At 60.8% G+C, this 14,418-nt stretch carries 10 protein-coding genes and 3 pseudogenes; 4 read left to right on the top strand and 9 right to left on the bottom strand.

The annotated features are described in order from the left end of the window. From MF410_RS06355 to MF410_RS06330, 6 genes and pseudogenes are all read right to left on the bottom strand, one after another. Window positions 1-762, bottom strand: a complete 762-nt coding sequence (locus MF410_RS06355) for a sugar phosphate isomerase/epimerase (RefSeq protein ID WP_097625778.1) — start codon at window positions 760-762, stop codon at window positions 1-3. A 39-nt stretch (window positions 763-801) separates the two neighbouring features. Then, the gene (locus tag MF410_RS06350; RefSeq protein WP_239620274.1) at window positions 802-3,261 is read right to left on the bottom strand and encodes a glycoside hydrolase family 2 protein; all 2,460 of its coding nucleotides are present in this window, start codon (window positions 3,259-3,261) and stop codon (window positions 802-804) included. Window positions 3,262-3,556: 295 nt separating this feature from the next. After that, window positions 3,557-4,664: pseudogene (locus tag MF410_RS06345) on the bottom strand (ABC transporter ATP-binding protein). Window positions 4,665-4,668: 4 nt separating this feature from the next. Beyond that, window positions 4,669-5,613: a carbohydrate ABC transporter permease gene (locus tag MF410_RS06340; protein WP_003594053.1), complete on the bottom strand. Its 945-nt coding sequence runs from the start codon at window positions 5,611-5,613 to the stop codon at window positions 4,669-4,671. Next, complete coding sequence (locus tag MF410_RS06335; protein ID WP_097625781.1) at window positions 5,606-6,511, bottom strand: sugar ABC transporter permease; 906 nt, start codon at window positions 6,509-6,511, stop codon at window positions 5,606-5,608. The genes MF410_RS06340 and MF410_RS06335 overlap by 8 nt, the downstream gene beginning before the upstream one ends. A gap of 172 nt (window positions 6,512-6,683) precedes the next feature. Then, window positions 6,684-7,919 carry an ABC transporter substrate-binding protein gene (locus tag MF410_RS06330; RefSeq protein ID WP_097625782.1) on the bottom strand — a complete coding sequence of 412 codons (1,236 nt, stop codon included), beginning with the start codon at window positions 7,917-7,919 and terminating at the stop codon, window positions 6,684-6,686. A gap of 455 nt (window positions 7,920-8,374) precedes the next feature. Between MF410_RS06330 and MF410_RS06325 the strand changes: the two genes are divergently transcribed. From MF410_RS06325 to MF410_RS06310, 4 genes are all read left to right on the top strand, one after another. Next, a complete protein-coding gene (locus MF410_RS06325) occupies window positions 8,375-9,415 on the top strand; it encodes a LacI family transcriptional regulator (RefSeq protein ID WP_097625783.1) in 1,041 nt (346 codons plus the stop codon). 796 nt (window positions 9,416-10,211) lie between these two features. Further along, window positions 10,212-10,829, top strand: coding sequence for a C39 family peptidase (locus tag MF410_RS06320; RefSeq protein ID WP_097625784.1), 618 nt, complete (start codon window positions 10,212-10,214; stop codon window positions 10,827-10,829). Window positions 10,830-10,862: 33 nt separating this feature from the next. Further along, on the top strand, window positions 10,863-11,939 hold the full coding sequence (locus MF410_RS06315; protein WP_097625785.1) for a D-alanine--D-alanine ligase family protein: 1,077 nt from the start codon (window positions 10,863-10,865) through the stop codon (window positions 11,937-11,939). A gap of 3 nt (window positions 11,940-11,942) precedes the next feature. Continuing rightward, entirely contained in the window at window positions 11,943-12,476 is a 534-nt protein-coding gene (locus MF410_RS06310; RefSeq protein WP_097625786.1) for an AAA family ATPase, read from the top strand. 17 nt (window positions 12,477-12,493) lie between these two features. Here MF410_RS06310 and MF410_RS06305 read toward each other — a convergent pair. The 3 genes and pseudogenes from MF410_RS06305 to MF410_RS06295 form a co-directional block, all read right to left on the bottom strand. Beyond that, window positions 12,494-13,110, bottom strand: a pseudogene (locus MF410_RS06305) (class I SAM-dependent methyltransferase). Window positions 13,111-13,203: 93 nt separating this feature from the next. After that, window positions 13,204-13,711 (bottom strand): annotated as a pseudogene (locus tag MF410_RS06300) (GNAT family N-acetyltransferase). A gap of 22 nt (window positions 13,712-13,733) precedes the next feature. Then, window positions 13,734-14,228 (bottom strand): N-acetyltransferase, encoded by a 495-nt coding sequence (locus tag MF410_RS06295; protein ID WP_097625788.1) that lies wholly within the window; start codon window positions 14,226-14,228, stop codon window positions 13,734-13,736. Between the last annotated feature and the right edge of the window lie 190 nt (window positions 14,229-14,418).

Raw genomic sequence — 14,418 nt, 5'->3', positions numbered from 1 at the left:
TCAATAAGTCTGGAAGGATGCAATCGAGCGGCTGATGTTGCGGTCGATATCTTTGGGATTGTCATGTTCGACGACGAAGTGCTTCGCCTTGGTGGCGCGCAGGGCCGTCATCAGCTTGCCCCATTCCACCTTGCCGTGGCCGACATCGGCCCAGCCGTCTTCGTCCTTGGCCTCGCCAGCCGGCGCGATGTCCTTGACATGCACGGCAGTGATACGCGAGCCAAGCTTTTCGATCCAGGCGAAAGGATCGGCATTGCCGCGAATGACCCAGGCGATATCGGCTTCCCAGGAAATATCAGGCGCCCCCTCGAAGAGGCGCTCGATCGGCAGCGAGCCGTCGGCCAGCTTGACGAATTCGAAATCGTGATTGTGCCAGCCGAATTCGTAGCCGGCTTCCTTGTACGGCTTGCTCATCTGCTGCAGGTGTTTGCCGAAGGCGACCCAGCCGGCAGCGTCGGTAGGGCGCTGCTCAGCGGCCAGATGCGGCGCATAGATGGAATCAATGCCGAGAATCTTGGCAATGTTCAGCGACTTCTGCACGTCCTTTTCCAGGAAATCAGGGCTGAAATGGCCGGTCGCCATCACCAGGCCGTTCTTGTCGAGATCGGCGCGAAGGCTCTTCAGCCCCGCATCGTCGAGATCGGCATAAATGCCGCCGAAGCCCTCGACTTCGGCATAACCCGCCTTGCCGAGCTTTTCGAAAATCGCCGAATAAGGCTGGAAGTTGCGCGCGCTGTACAGTTGGTAGCTGAGTTTCGTCATCATATTCTCCTCGGGCCTCGTGCCCATGCTTGGGAAGGATCAATCCGCCGATTGGCAGGAATGCAGGTCGTAGAACCGGAACTCCGGAAGCGCGCCGCGATCAAGCGGCCGTGCCGGAGTAAAGGTGATGCGGCGGCTGTCGCCGGCTGCAAGGTCGAAGGCATTGTCGGAATATTTGCCGTCCGTACCGGTCTCGATCATCACAAAGAGCGCAAGTCCCCTCGCGGTGACGTTGATATCGATCGCGCCACTCTCCTCGACATATTCGTGAGTGGCGGTCAGGCCCGAAGGCTGCAATTCCAGCGCCTTATAGGTGCCGTTGACATAATGCCCCTCGCCGCCCATGCCGTTCGACGCGGTGAAATGCCAGGCAAGCAGCGTGTCGGCGGGAATTTCGTAGACGTCGATGCTCGCAGCCGTCACCGCCGCATCCGGCGAGCACACGGCTTGCACGTCCTTCAGGTGCAGGCGCTCGCCCTTCATGGTCAGAGCCGAGATCGAAAGATCGATGCTGATATCTTCAAGCGTGTCGTTGACCAGCGAGAGGCGGATCGTCTTGCCGTCCTCGGAAGGAATGGCTGCGACCGCGACCGGCTGGAAGAAGCGCTTGACGAGATAATGCATCGCCTTCCAGCGGCCGCCATAGTCGAGGCTGGACCAGGAGGCGACCGGCCAGGTGTCGTTGAGCTGCCAGTAGATCGTGCCCATGCAATGGGGTTTGAGCGACCGCCAATATTCCACCGCCGTCTTGATGGCGAGGCCCTGCTGGATCTGGGAGAGATAGACGAAATTCGGAAAATCCTTGGGGAAACGGAAATAACGGAACATCGTGCCGGCGATACGCTCGTTGCCGCCGGCATTCTTCTGGTGCAGTTCCATAACGGGTGAAGCGACGTTCATGTCCTTCTCCTCGGCATAGGTCTTGATGACGGGCAGCGAGGTATAGGACTGGAAGCCGAATTCCGAGCAGAAGCGCGGCCGCACCGAGCGGTAATTGTCGAACGACTTGTTCTCGTGCCAGACCGACCAGTAGTGCATGTCGCCTGAGCCGTCGGCATGCCACGCATCGCCGAAATCAAGATAACCCGATGCCGGGCTCGACGGCCACCAGAGCGCGCCGGGCAGCGCCTTCTTCACCGCCTGCTCGATCGTCCGGTTGAGGCGGTCGTAGGAGACGAGATAGCGGTCGCGGTCTTTCCGTGATTCCTCGAACCAGGTGAGCGCTCCCACAAGCTCGTTGTCGCCGCACCAGAGCGCGATCGAGGGATGTGAGGAAAGCCGGCGCACTTGGTAGTCGACCTCAACAGCCACATTGTCGAGGAAGTCCTCGGTCGAGGGATAGAGGTTGCAGGCGAACATGAAGTCCTGCCAGACCATCAGGCCCAGCCGGTCGCACAAATCGTAAAAATGATCCTGCTCGTAAAAGCCGCCGCCCCAGACGCGGATCATGTTCATGTTGGCGGCTACGGCCGATTGCAGCAGATCTTCGGTCTTTTCAGGCGAAGACAGCGAAAACAGCGCGTCGGCCGGGATCCAGTTGGCGCCGCGGCAGAAGATCTCGCGGCCGTTGACCTTGAAGGCGAAGCGGCTGCCTGATGCATCCGGCGTGGTAATCAGCTCGATGGTGCGAAGACCGATCTGCTTCGTCACCTCATCCGTCGGCAATTCGACGGACAGGCTATAGAGCGCCTGCTCGCCGCTGCCGGAAGGCCACCATAGCCGCGGATTGTCGATATGGAAGAGATGGTTGACATGGGTCTCGCCATGGACGCCGACATCGAGGCGCACGCGCTCGCCATCGAGATCGAAATAGACCTGCGCAATACTCGGCCCCTTGGAATAGAGCGTCGCCGTCACCGTCAGATCGACCGAACCGTCAAAATTATGCGTCTGGCGGGTGACGACATGTTCGATGCGCGCGGTCTCGAGCTTTTTCAGCGCGATCGTGCCGTAAAGCCCGAACGGCGCAATGGCGATATTCCAGTCCCAGCCGAAATGGCATTGCGGCTTGCGCAGCATGTTGCCATCCGGGATCGGCGAATTGCCCGTGCTGTAGGGGATATAGAAGGGCTGCTTCTTCTGCCGCTCGGCCCCGACGGCGGGGTTGGAGGCGAAGACAATGCGGATGAGATTGTCGCCAGATTTCAGCATGCTGGACACATCGGGCCGGTAGCGGCGGAAGCTGTTGTCGGCTTCGAGCGCCAGGAAGCCGTTGACGTGGACGCTGGCGACCGTATCGAGGTAGTCGATATCCAGATACCAGTCGCCGTCGACCTCCTGCAGCGTGAAGCTGCGCTCCACCGCCCATTCACGCTCGGCGACCCACTGCACCTTTTCCTCGTTGCGGCCGAAATAGGGATCGGGGATCAGCCCTGCCCGGTGGAGCGCCGTATGTATGTCGCCCGGCAGCATGATCGCGGTTCGAATCTCGCCATCGACGGAGGCGAGCTGCCACGAACCGGAAAGGTCGATATTGGGGTTGGTCGATGAATGCGTCACGATGTCGTTTCCGAATTACGGTTTTGAAATGGACGGCGCATGATCGCCGTCCGGCCATTGTCGTTCGTTGTGACCCTTCTTCCCCGTCATGCTCGGGCTTGACCCGAGCATCCACTCGGCATCAATCGGCAGCCTCGGCATGGGTCCTCGGGTCAAGCCCGAGGATGACGGAGAGCGAAGTTAGCCTCTTGCCAAGCTGGCGCCGGCCTCAGGGAGGGTGGAGCGTTGGTAGAATTCATACAAACAGCCCTACAGCAGGCAGGCGGCCCGATCTCCGGCCCGCCCGCAAATTTCCTTAGAGACGCAGCTCACTCTCGGCGTCGAACACCGAAGCCACCGTCATGTCGAAGCTCAGCTTTACCTTGGCTCCGACGTTGAAGCGGCGCGCACCGTTGACGCGTACCGACATCGTGTGACCGGCATGTTTCAACCACAGGAGATTGTCCGCACCCATCGGCTCCTCGATATCGACGGTCGCGTCATGCTCTTCGCCGCCGACATTCTCGTTGACCTTGATATGCTCTGGGCGAACGCCGAGCACCACCTTGCGGCCGGGCTGCAGCACCTCATTGGCGTCGTAGGCAGCGAGCGAGAAAATGACGCCGTTGGCGGAAAAGGCAATGCCGTCGCCTGATTTGACCAGTTCGCCGCGCAGGAAATTCATCGACGGCGAGCCGATGAAGCCGGCGACGAAGAGATTGCGCGGCCTGTTGTAGATCGTCGTCGGATCATCGAGACTGCTGAATGATGCCGCTCTTCATGATGGCGATGCGGTCGGCAAGCGTCAGCGCCTCGATCTGGTCATGGGTGACGTAGATCATCGTGTTCTTCAGCGACTGGTGCAGGCGCTTGATTTCGACGCGCAACTCCGAGCGCAGCTTAGCGTCGAGGTTGGACAGCGGCTCGTCGAACAGGAAGACGTCGACATCGCGCACCAGTGCCCGGCCGATCGCCACGCGCTGGCGCTGGCCGCCGGAAAGCTCAGCCGGCTTGCGCTTCAGCAGTGGCTGAATCTGCAGGATTTCGGAGGCACGTGCCACCCGCTTGTCGATCTCGGCCTGCGGCACCTTGGCAACGCGAAGGCCGAAGGACAGATTCTTCTCGACCGTCATCTGCGGATAAAGCGCATAGGACTGGAACACCATGCCGATGCCGCGGTCCTTCGGCTCCTCCCAGGTGACGTTCTTGCCCTTGATGAAGATTTGCCCTTCAGAGGCATCGAGCAGGCCGGCGATGCAATTCAGCAAGGTCGACTTGCCGCAGCCGGACGAGCCGAGCAGCACCAGGAACTCGCCGTCGTTGATGTCGAGGTTGAGATCTTTCAGCACGCTCACCGCGCCGAAATTCAGCGACAGATCCTTGATGGAAACGCTTGAGTTGGAGACACTTGAATTCACGTTCATGGGATCAACCCTTCACTGCGCCAGCGGCGATGCCGCGGACGAAAAGCCGTCCCGACACGAAGTAGACGATGAGCGGCACGAGACCGGTGAGGATCGTTGCCGCCATGTTGACGTTGTATTCCTTCACGCCCTGGACGGAATTGACGATGTTATTGAGCTGCACGGTCATCGGATAGGTATCCGGCCGGGTGAAGACCACGCCGAACAGGAAGTCGTTCCAGATGCCGGTCACCTGCAGGATCATCGCGACGACGAAGATCGGCAGCGACATGGGCAGCATGATCTTAAGGAAGATCTGCCAGAAGCCCGCGCCGTCGACACGCGCTGCCTTGAACAGTTCTTCCGGCAGCGACACGAAATAATTGCGGAACAGCAGTGTCAGGATCGGCATGCCGAAGATCGAATGCACGATAACAAGGCCGGTCAGCGTGCCGTAAATGCCGATTTCGCGCAGGATGATGACGATTGGATAGATCATCACCTGATAGGGAATGAACGCCCCGATGATGAGGATCGAGAAGAACAGCTCTGACCCCTTGAAGCGCCAGTTTGCCAGCGCATAACCGTTCACCGAGGCAATGGCGATCGAGATGATGACCGACGGCACGGTGATGCGCACCGAGTTCCAGAAACCGCGTGACAGGCCATCACAGTTCAAGCCTGTGCAGGCCTCCGCCCAGGCCTTCACCCAGGGCTCGAAGGTGATTTCCATCGGTGGCGAGAAGATATTGCCGAGGCGGATTTCCGGCATGCCCTTCAGCGACGTCACGACCATCACGTAGAGCGGCAGCAGATAATAGAGCGCCGCGATGGTCAGCGTTCCGTAGAGCATGATGTTGCGCGACGACAGCGCCGGGCGCGGCTTCGCGCCGCTCGGGCCTTCGCCGAGTCTCGGTGCGACGGCATCGATACCGGCAACGGTGGTGTTGAGAGTTCCTACATCAGCCACGCTTGCGCCCTCCGCCGAATTCGAGATAGGCCCACGGAACGATGATGATCGCGACGGTGACGAGCATCATGGTCGAGGCAGCAAAGCCCTGCCCCAGGTTCTGCGCCTGGAACATGTAGTCGTAGACGTATTTCGCCGGCACTTCCGAGGAAATGCCCGGCCCACCCGATGTCTGCGCCACCACGAGGTCGTAGACCTTGACGATGCCGGAGGCGATGATGACGATTGTGGTGATGAACACCGGCCGCATCATCGGGATCACGATGAATAGATAGGTCTTCCACATCGGGATACCGTCGACGCGCGCCGCTTTCCAGATGTCCTCGTCGATGCCGCGCAGGCCGGCAAGCATCAGGCACATGACGAGGCCCGTTCCCTGCCAGAGCGCGGCGATCAGAATGCCGTAGATGACGATTTCAGGCGTATAGAGCGGATTGAAGGTGAAGCTCGTCCAGCCCATCGAACGCACGACCGACTGAATGCCGAAATCGGGGTTCAGAACCCATTGCCAGACAAGGCCCGTCACGATGAAGGACAGCGCGAAGGGATAGAGGAAGATGGTGCGGAAGGTGTTTTCGAAACGGATCTTCTGGTCCATCAGCGCGGCGAGCATGAAACCGATGACCAGGCTGAAGATCAGCGAGAGCACGCCGTAGAGAGCCAGGTTCTCGATCGCCGTCACCCAGCGGGGTGCCGCCCAGAGGCGCTCGTACTGATCGATGCCGACAAAGCTCAACCGCGGAAGGAGCTTGGAATTGGTGAAGGAATAAAAGACCGTCCAGAACGTGCCGCCGACAAAGATCACCAGCGCTGTCAGGATCATCGGAATGGACGCAATCTTGGCATTCAGATTGCGCAGTAACTTGATTGGCCGGCCTGCTTGCGCTTGACCCGTCATGAACACTTCTCCTCAATTCGCAGCTGCGACCCGTAGCAGAACGGGTTGGCAGCGTTTGCCATCCTGTCCCGGGATTCGCCGGAATGCCGGAGACACGCCGCCGGCCGGACCATTGGTCCGGGGACGATCCGGCTCCTCAAGAGCCGGATCGCAAAGGCAGCGAATCTACCGATCAGTCAGCCGAAGCGATGATTTTGGCGAAACGCTTCTGAGCGTCCTCCGGCGTCATCGACGGGTTGGCGAAGAATTCGGAGAAGAGGTCTTCCTTCTGCTTCTGGCTGTCGGCCGAAAGCAGCTGGTCGGTACCTTGGATCACGTTGCCCTTGGCGAGGATGTCGAGACCCTTCTTCATGCAGTCGTTTGCGGCGGCGAGATCGACATCGCCGCGAACCGGCAGCGAGCCCTTTTTCAGATTGAAGGCAACCTGGGTCTTGGGATCGAGCAGGGTCTTGGCAAGCACGGCCTGCGCCTTGGACTTTTCCTCGTCCTTCAGCAGCGGGAAGTAGAAGGCATCGCCGCCGGTCGAGATGATCTCGTTCACGCCGAGGCCCGGCAGGCATGTGTAGTCGGTTCCGGCCTTCTGACCGGCGAGCGCGAATTCACCCTGCGCCCAGTCGCCCATGATCTGACCGCCGGCCTTGCCTGTGATGACGAGGTTAGTGGCCTGGTTCCAGTCCTGGACGTTGCTGCCTTTGGCCATACGCCGCGCATCGTCGGCGGCCTTGAACACCTTGGCGATTTCAGGACCGGCGGCAACTTCCGCATCCTTGTCCTTGAAAACCTTGTTGAAGGTATCCTTGCCGGCGACGGCGACCATCAGCACGTCGAAGGCGCCTGTCGCCTGCCACGGCTGGCCGCCGACTGCGAGCGGAATGATGCCGGCCTTTTCGAGGGCCGGAGCGGCGGCGACGAACTCGTCCCAGTTCTTCGGAACCTCGACGCCGGCCTTCTTGAAGGCGGCATTCGACAGCCACAGCCACTGCCAGGAGTGGATGTTGACCGGAGCGCAATAGATCTTGCCGTCGATCGTGCAGGAATCGAGCAGGCTCGCCGGGCGGATGATGTCTTTCCAGTGCTCGGCAGTCGCTACGTCGGTCAGGTCGCGCATCAGGCCAGCCTGAACGAGCTCCTCAGCCTGGCGGCCATGGTTGAACTGGGTGGCGCCCATCGGGTCGCCGCCGGTGATGCGGCTGATCATGATCGGACGGGCGGTGCCGCCGGAACCGGCGATCGCGCCGTCGACCCAGTGATTGCCGGTCGCGTCGAACGCCTTCGCCAGCTCGGCCACAGCAGCCGATTCGCCGCCTGATGTCCACCAATGCGTGACTTCGAGATCGGTAGCATTGGCGGCGCCGAGCGGAAGCGCGACCGAAGCGGCAAGCAGAGCCGCCATAATACGAATTTTCATGAGTTTTCCTCCCTCACTGAAACGTTGCCGGAAAAACTTAGATCAATCGATTTCAGCACGCAACCGCCCGCCTTCAAATTTTTCCGCGACAATGGGAATTACTACTTGTGCATGTTTCCTGGCGGCCCGACCATCCCCACCGAACGGGCATTCAGGCGAACGATCTCGCACATGCACTTTCAATTTAAAAAATTGATAATACACAGTAAATTCTGAATAGTTGTATTAAATTCCGCCGCATCCATTTCGCAAGTGCAAAAAATCAGGGCATGAGCCGTGGATTCAACCTATGCACACAATGCCGCAATGCACACAGGAAAAAATTCTCGACATTTCAACTGTATCGTTACAGATTGCGCTTCTTAGGGAGGCGCGATTTCGGCAGGCGGCGGGCTTACGGCGCCTGAAAAAGCCTCTATAAGCGACACCAATTCGCGCGAGGCAGGCCTGCAGGGATGGAAAACAAGGGAAATTTCGGGCAAGCAGCATCGCCAGCGGCGCGCGAACGCCCGACGTTGAAGACGATCGCCTTCATGACCGGGCTCGGCGTGACGACAGTGTCACGCGCCCTGAAGGATGCGCCCGACATCGGGGCGGAAACCAAAGAGCGGGTGCGCATGGTCGCCCGCCAGCTCGGTTACCAGCCAAACAGGGCCGGCGTACGCCTGCGCACCGGCAAGACCAACGTCATTGCCCTGGTCCTCAGCATCGACGAGGAGATCATGGGCTTTTCGAGCCAGATGGTCTTCGGCATCTCCGAGGTCCTGTCCGGCACGCCCTATCATATTGTCGTTACGCCGCACTCCCACAGCAAGGATCCGATGCTGCCGGTGCGCTATATCCTCGATACCGGCTCGGCCGATGGCGTCATCATCTCGCGCATCGAGCCGGACGATCCGCGCGTGCGGCTGCTGACCGAGCGCGGCATGCCCTTCGCCACCCATGGGCGCACCGACGCCGGTCTCACACATCCTTTCCATGACTTCAACAACGAAGCCTTCGCCCACCAGGCGGTGGAACGGCTCGTCAAACGCGGCCGGCGGCGCATCGCCCTGCTGCAGCCGCCGAGCAAGCTCACCTATTACGCCCATATCCGCATCGGCTTTCAGACCGGCCTGCATGATTACGGCGCCGAGGAAGTGCCGCTGCGCGTCAACAGTGACGCGCCACTCGCCGACATTCGCGACGTCGTCGAGGTGATGATGCGCTCACCCAATGCCCCTGACGGCATCGTCTGTTCGGCCGGCAGCGCGGCGATCGCCGTCAATGCCGGCATCGAGGCCGCCGGCAAGGCGCTCGGCCGCGACCTCGACATGGTATCCAAGCAATCGGTGCCGATCCTCAACTGGATCCGCCCGGAGATCATCACCGTCCAGGAAGACGTGCGTCAGGCCGGCCGCGAAATGGCCAAAGCCGTCATCGCCCGCATCGACGGCGTCGAACCGGAACTGCTGCAGAGCATCAGCCAGCCGATCTGGCCGGAGGCTGAAAGATAGGGTGATGGCGCATGGGAGTGAAGACCTGCGGCGTGGCGCGGTGTATATTGCCACGCCGCTAGCCAGTAAAAGCCGCTAGCCGCTTTCGGCCCGAGGCAGTCATTGCGGAAGGATTGAAGTTTGATTCCGTCGTGCTGTGGTAGGCGGTTAGCAGGGGCCGGTTACTTTGTTTGTCACTCGCCAAGCCAAGGACTTTTCCACACGAGCGATGTCGATTCTCGACGCTTTGCCTTTCTCAAGGATCAGCATAGCCGGTGTTGAACCATAGGCACATGCTCTTCGAAGAGCCTTGAGAACAGGGCCATTTATGAGCAGATAATCACCCAGATCAACGCAGTTAGGTTCGCCTGTGTCAATCAGATTGCCGTTGGAATCACACCGCTCAATGTAGTGGAAATTGTTTGCTGCAACTGAAAGCCGATTAACGGCAGCGGTCGCGCTGAACATCTCCCAGAAGAAATATGTGACAATGACGATAAAGCCAACAAGTACGCTGACCTGTAAAGGCCAAGAGCAAGACTAGGGTTGGCTTCATCGTCCCGCATCATGTGCTCCTCGGCTTGGGGCAGACGTAGAATGCTACGGATACTATCGGCTTTGAAGGCGATCGCAATATCAACAATTGGCGCAAACGCGACCGCCGCCAGACTCAAATGAAGAGCTTTCACTCATCGTCAAATATCGGCGTGAGGCCGACCAGGAGGCCCGGTCAGCCCTCCTCCACATTCCTCGGCACGCTCGAAAAAAAGCCAAGATTGCCCGCCATCTCGCAGCGAGCCACGGGGATATCGACAGAATGCAGCAGCAGAGCGGCGTGCCCTATTTCAGCCAATGGGAAACACCCGGCATGACGCTGCCGGTGCTTGCCGAGGGGGCGCAGGCCCTGCTCGGCGATCCGCTCTGGCGCCATTCCGGCGCCGCGACGATCGAGGAATATGCGCGCTGGGCAGTCAATGTCTGCGGCATGGCCTGCCTGAAGATGATCCTTGCCGCCCGCGGTGAGATCCATCCGACCCTTGAGCTTGCCCGCGCCTGCACGGCCTATGGCGGTTATGTCGTCGACGAGATCGATGCTTCGATCAAGGGGCTGATCTACGCACCCTTCGTCCGCTTTGCCGCCGACCGATTCGCGCTGAGCGCGGAGACGGTGACAGGCGTCGAGACGTCTGCCATTCCAGAGCTTCTATCAAAGCGGCGCTTCCTTATCGCCTCTGTGCATTCGGGCATCCGCTGGCCAGAGCGCCAGCCGCCGTCGAAGGGCGGTCATCTGGTGCTGGTGACGGCGGCGAGCGACGAGGCGATCCGCTTCCACAACCCGTCCGGCCATGACGAGGCAAGCCAGGCTGATGTGACGCTGCCGCTTGCCGTCTTCGACCGTTTCTTCGCCAATCGCGGCATATCTGTCGACGCCTGACCCTTTCAAAACCTGACCCTTCCGGAGGCTTACATGACCCCTTCCCCCAACAGGCTGCGCATCGCCGTGCTTTTCGGCGGCCGCTCGGCCGAGCACGAGGTGTCCGTGCTCTCAGCAGCCAACGTCATGGGTGCGCTCAAGCCCGAGAAGTATGACGCCTTTCCTATTTTCATCACCCGCGAGGGGCGGTGGCTCACGAGCAGCTTCGTGGACGGCGCCTTGGCGACACCTTCATCGGGCACGGAAATCTGCCTCGTGCCGGGCGGCTGCGGCCGGGTAATGGCGATCCCTGCTAATGGCGCACCGCATGAGTTGGCGGCGATCGACATGCTGTTTCCCGTGCTGCACGGCCTCCATGGCGAAGACGGATCGGTACAGGGGGTGGCGCAGGTGGCGCGTGTGCCGCTTGCAGGCTGCGGCATCCTCGGCTCGGCCGCAGCGCTCGATAAAGAGATCGCCAAGCGGCTGCTCAGGGCGGCCGGCCTACCGGTCGCCCGCGCCGTGACGATCCATGAAGGGACGACCCCGTCGCTCGCAGCGCTCGAGAACGAACTCGGCCTGCCGCTGTTCATCAAGCCGGCGCGCCAGGGATCGTCGATCGGCGTCGCCAAGGTTCATGCCAGCCAAGAATTCGCAGGCGCTCTTGCCGAAGCCTTCCGCCACGATCGCACCCTGCTCGCCGAGGAGTTTATTACCGGCCGCGAGATCGAATTCAGCGTGCTGGAGGATGCGGCTGGAAAGCTTTTCGTTTCACGCCCCGGCGAGATCGTCCCGGCGGAAAGCCACGGCTTCTACAATTACGATGCCAAATATATCGACGAGAACGGCGCGGCGCTGAAGGTGCCGGCCGAGCTGCCGGCCGAGGTCGAAGCCGCCATGCGCGACGCAGCGGCAGAAGCCTTCCGGGCCGTAGGCTGCGATGGAATGGCGCGCGTCGATTTCTTCCTGACCTCGGATATGCGCTTCGTCATCAATGAGCTCAACACCATCCCCGGCTTCACCGATATCAGCATGTATTCCAAGGCGATGGCGGCAAGCGGCATCAGCTATGCCGAAGTCATCGACCGGCTGGTGGAACATGGCGTGGCGCGCGCGGGCCGGGCCGGCTAAATCATGAACAGGTTGGTGCTCATTTCCGGATGTTCCGGCGGCGGAAAGTCGACCCTGCTTGCTGAACTCGGCCGTCGCGGTCATGCGATCGTCGAAGAGCCTGGCCGACGGATCGTCAAGCAGGAGCTCGAAGGCGACGGCGCGGCCCTGCCCTGGATCGACATCGCGGCCTTCGCCCGCCGCGCGATCGAGATGGCGGCGGCCGACCACGCGGCGGCGCGCGGGCAGGCCGGCTGGACCTTTTTCGATCGTGGGCTGATCGATGCCGCGTCGGCGCTTCAGCACCTGACCGGAGAACCGATCCTGGAAAAATTGAGCGCTTTCCACCGCTATAACACCAGGGTCTTTATCACCCCGCCATGGCCGGAAATCTATCTCACCGACCCCGAGCGCCGCCACGGCTTTGACGAGGCGGTCGCAGAATATAGCCGGCTTGCCGCGATCTACCCAACGCTTGGCTACGACGTCGTCACGCTGCCGAAAATCGCGGTTGCTGAACGGGCGGATTTCATCCTCGATCGCTTGGAAGCAAAGTAACCGCTCCGTCCGCTTTCTCAGCGCCGGCGAAAGACACACCACTGAAAAGACTGCCGGCCGCCGCCGGGTGTCGTGTGCTCCTCACGCCACTCGCGTTCGAGCGCGAAGGCGGACGAAAATTCGGTCGCAAGCGCTGCCGCGTCGTAACGCTGGACCGGCAGACCGCTGCACCGCTCCGGCCCGTCCGGCGCGAAGGTCGCGATGATCATGATGCTTCCCGGCTCCGTACCGGTTTCGAGCGCATGGCGATAGGCCAGCCGCCGCCCGGGATCGGTCAGGAAGTGAAAAACGGCCCGGTCGTGCCATACATCGTACCGGCGATCAGGTTTCCATGCGGTGACGTCGGCAACCAACCAGGTGATTCGAACGGCTTCGTCCCCGAGCCGCGCCTTGGCGACGTCGAGGGCCGGCGCGGCGATATCGAGCACGGTGAGATCGGACCAGCCGCGCTCGACGAGACGGTCGACAAGGCTCGATGCCCCGCCCCCACATCGATCAGCGAAGCCGAGGCCGGCAGTTGCAGCTCATCGAGCACATGCAACGAAGGCCCGGGCGTCTGCTGATACCAACTGACGCTGTCGGCCGCTTTCGTGCGATAGACCTCGTCCCAATGTTCACGCTTCGCGTCCGTCATCCGGCACCCCATCTCTTGCAGAGCCCGATCCTGACCTATCAAGATGTAAGGATTGAGACGTCCGTCAACCGCCTTACGCCTGCGAACTTGATCTCACGAGGCCGAGTGACGATAGACAAGATCGGCAGGAACGGTTCGGGGCGCTGCGGGATCGAGACGCGCCCCAAGCCGCTCCGCAACGGCAACGGATGCGGCATTGCCGGGAGCGATATAGCTTACCAGCGATGGCAACTTGAGCGTCGAAAAGGCCCAGTCCCGCAGCGCCAGGGCCGCCTCGGTCGCATAACCCCTGCCCTCATGGCCCATAGACGAACCACCCCAGTTCCTTTTCCGGAAAGAGCGGCCCATGATTGATCCCCACCTGACCGACGCATTCGCCGCTCTCGGCAAGCGCGATCATCAAAGCCCCATGCCCGAAAAGCTGCCAGAGCGCCACGTCGTGGCAGAACATCCCCCACGCGGCCCTGAGATCGAACGGGCCGCCCATTCCGGCCGACCGCGGCGAAGCCATCAGCCTCGCATAGGCTTCGAAATCATCGATCTCGGGTTTCCGGAGAATTGGCCGCTCGGTTCGGAGAGTGATCGCGCCGGTTCCGGAAATGTCATCGCCTTCTGTTGAACATCTAGCTTTCGAACGCCGGAGCGAACCGAAGCGTACCGCTCGGCGCCGGCCCGTGGAGGACAATGTGTCGGACGAGCCGCGTATCGAGATCGTGATAGCTGAGTCTCCCGTCGCTGCTGAAGCCCGCGCCGCGATAGACGTCGGGATTGCCGATCAGCGCGCATCCGCTGGCGCCCATCTCCTCCAGCAATTCCAGCCCGCTGGCGATCAGCGCCTTGCCGATGCCCTGCCGCTGCCTGTCCGGCTTGACCGAGATCGGGCCGAGCCCGAACCAACCCGCATGGATGCCGTCGATCGTTACCGGCGAAAACGCGACATGCCCGAGAATCTCGCCGTCCTCTTCGGCAACCAGCGACACCGTCAGATCGCCGCTGGCGCGAAGCCTCCCAATGATCGCCGCTTCCGTGCCGTCGCTGTAAGCCATCGGCTCAAAAGCAATCGATGTCAGATCATGGATTGCGTCGATATCATCAGGCGTCTCGATTCGGATGAGCATCTTTGTCAATTCCCAGGCGTGTTGTCTCGCGCAAGCAGTGTCTTACCCCATTGAAACGAAATGTCGTAGATCCGAGAGAATCCTGCGGGAATCCGTTGCCCTCTTCCGCCGGAGATTATCCGAGGATATAAACTAAGGCCCGTGGGCACCGTCCTGCTGATCGAAACATCGGAGCGTAACATCTCTGCCG

It is taken from the genome of Rhizobium sp. C104, assembly GCF_022354505.1.
Lineage (GTDB): Bacteria > Pseudomonadota > Alphaproteobacteria > Rhizobiales > Rhizobiaceae > Rhizobium > Rhizobium redzepovicii.
The sequence above is the reverse complement of the archived record's forward strand: the minus strand, read 5'-3'. Positions and strand labels throughout refer to the sequence as shown.

Coding starts and splice junctions, on each gene's coding strand:
- MF410_RS06355 (WP_097625778.1), bottom strand. CDS start 762: ATGACGAAACTCAGCTACCAACTGTACAGCGCGCGCAACTTCCAGCCT.
- MF410_RS06335 (WP_097625781.1), bottom strand. CDS start 6,511: ATGACGGGTCAAGCGCAAGCAGGCCGGCCAATCAAGTTACTGCGCAAT.
- MF410_RS06330 (WP_097625782.1), bottom strand. CDS start 7,919: ATGAAAATTCGTATTATGGCGGCTCTGCTTGCCGCTTCGGTCGCGCTT.
- MF410_RS06325 (WP_097625783.1), top strand. CDS start 8,375: ATGGAAAACAAGGGAAATTTCGGGCAAGCAGCATCGCCAGCGGCGCGC.
- MF410_RS06320 (WP_097625784.1), top strand. CDS start 10,212: ATGCAGCAGCAGAGCGGCGTGCCCTATTTCAGCCAATGGGAAACACCC.
- MF410_RS06315 (WP_097625785.1), top strand. CDS start 10,863: ATGACCCCTTCCCCCAACAGGCTGCGCATCGCCGTGCTTTTCGGCGGC.
- MF410_RS06310 (WP_097625786.1), top strand. CDS start 11,943: ATGAACAGGTTGGTGCTCATTTCCGGATGTTCCGGCGGCGGAAAGTCG.
- MF410_RS06295 (WP_097625788.1), bottom strand. CDS start 14,228: ATGCTCATCCGAATCGAGACGCCTGATGATATCGACGCAATCCATGAT.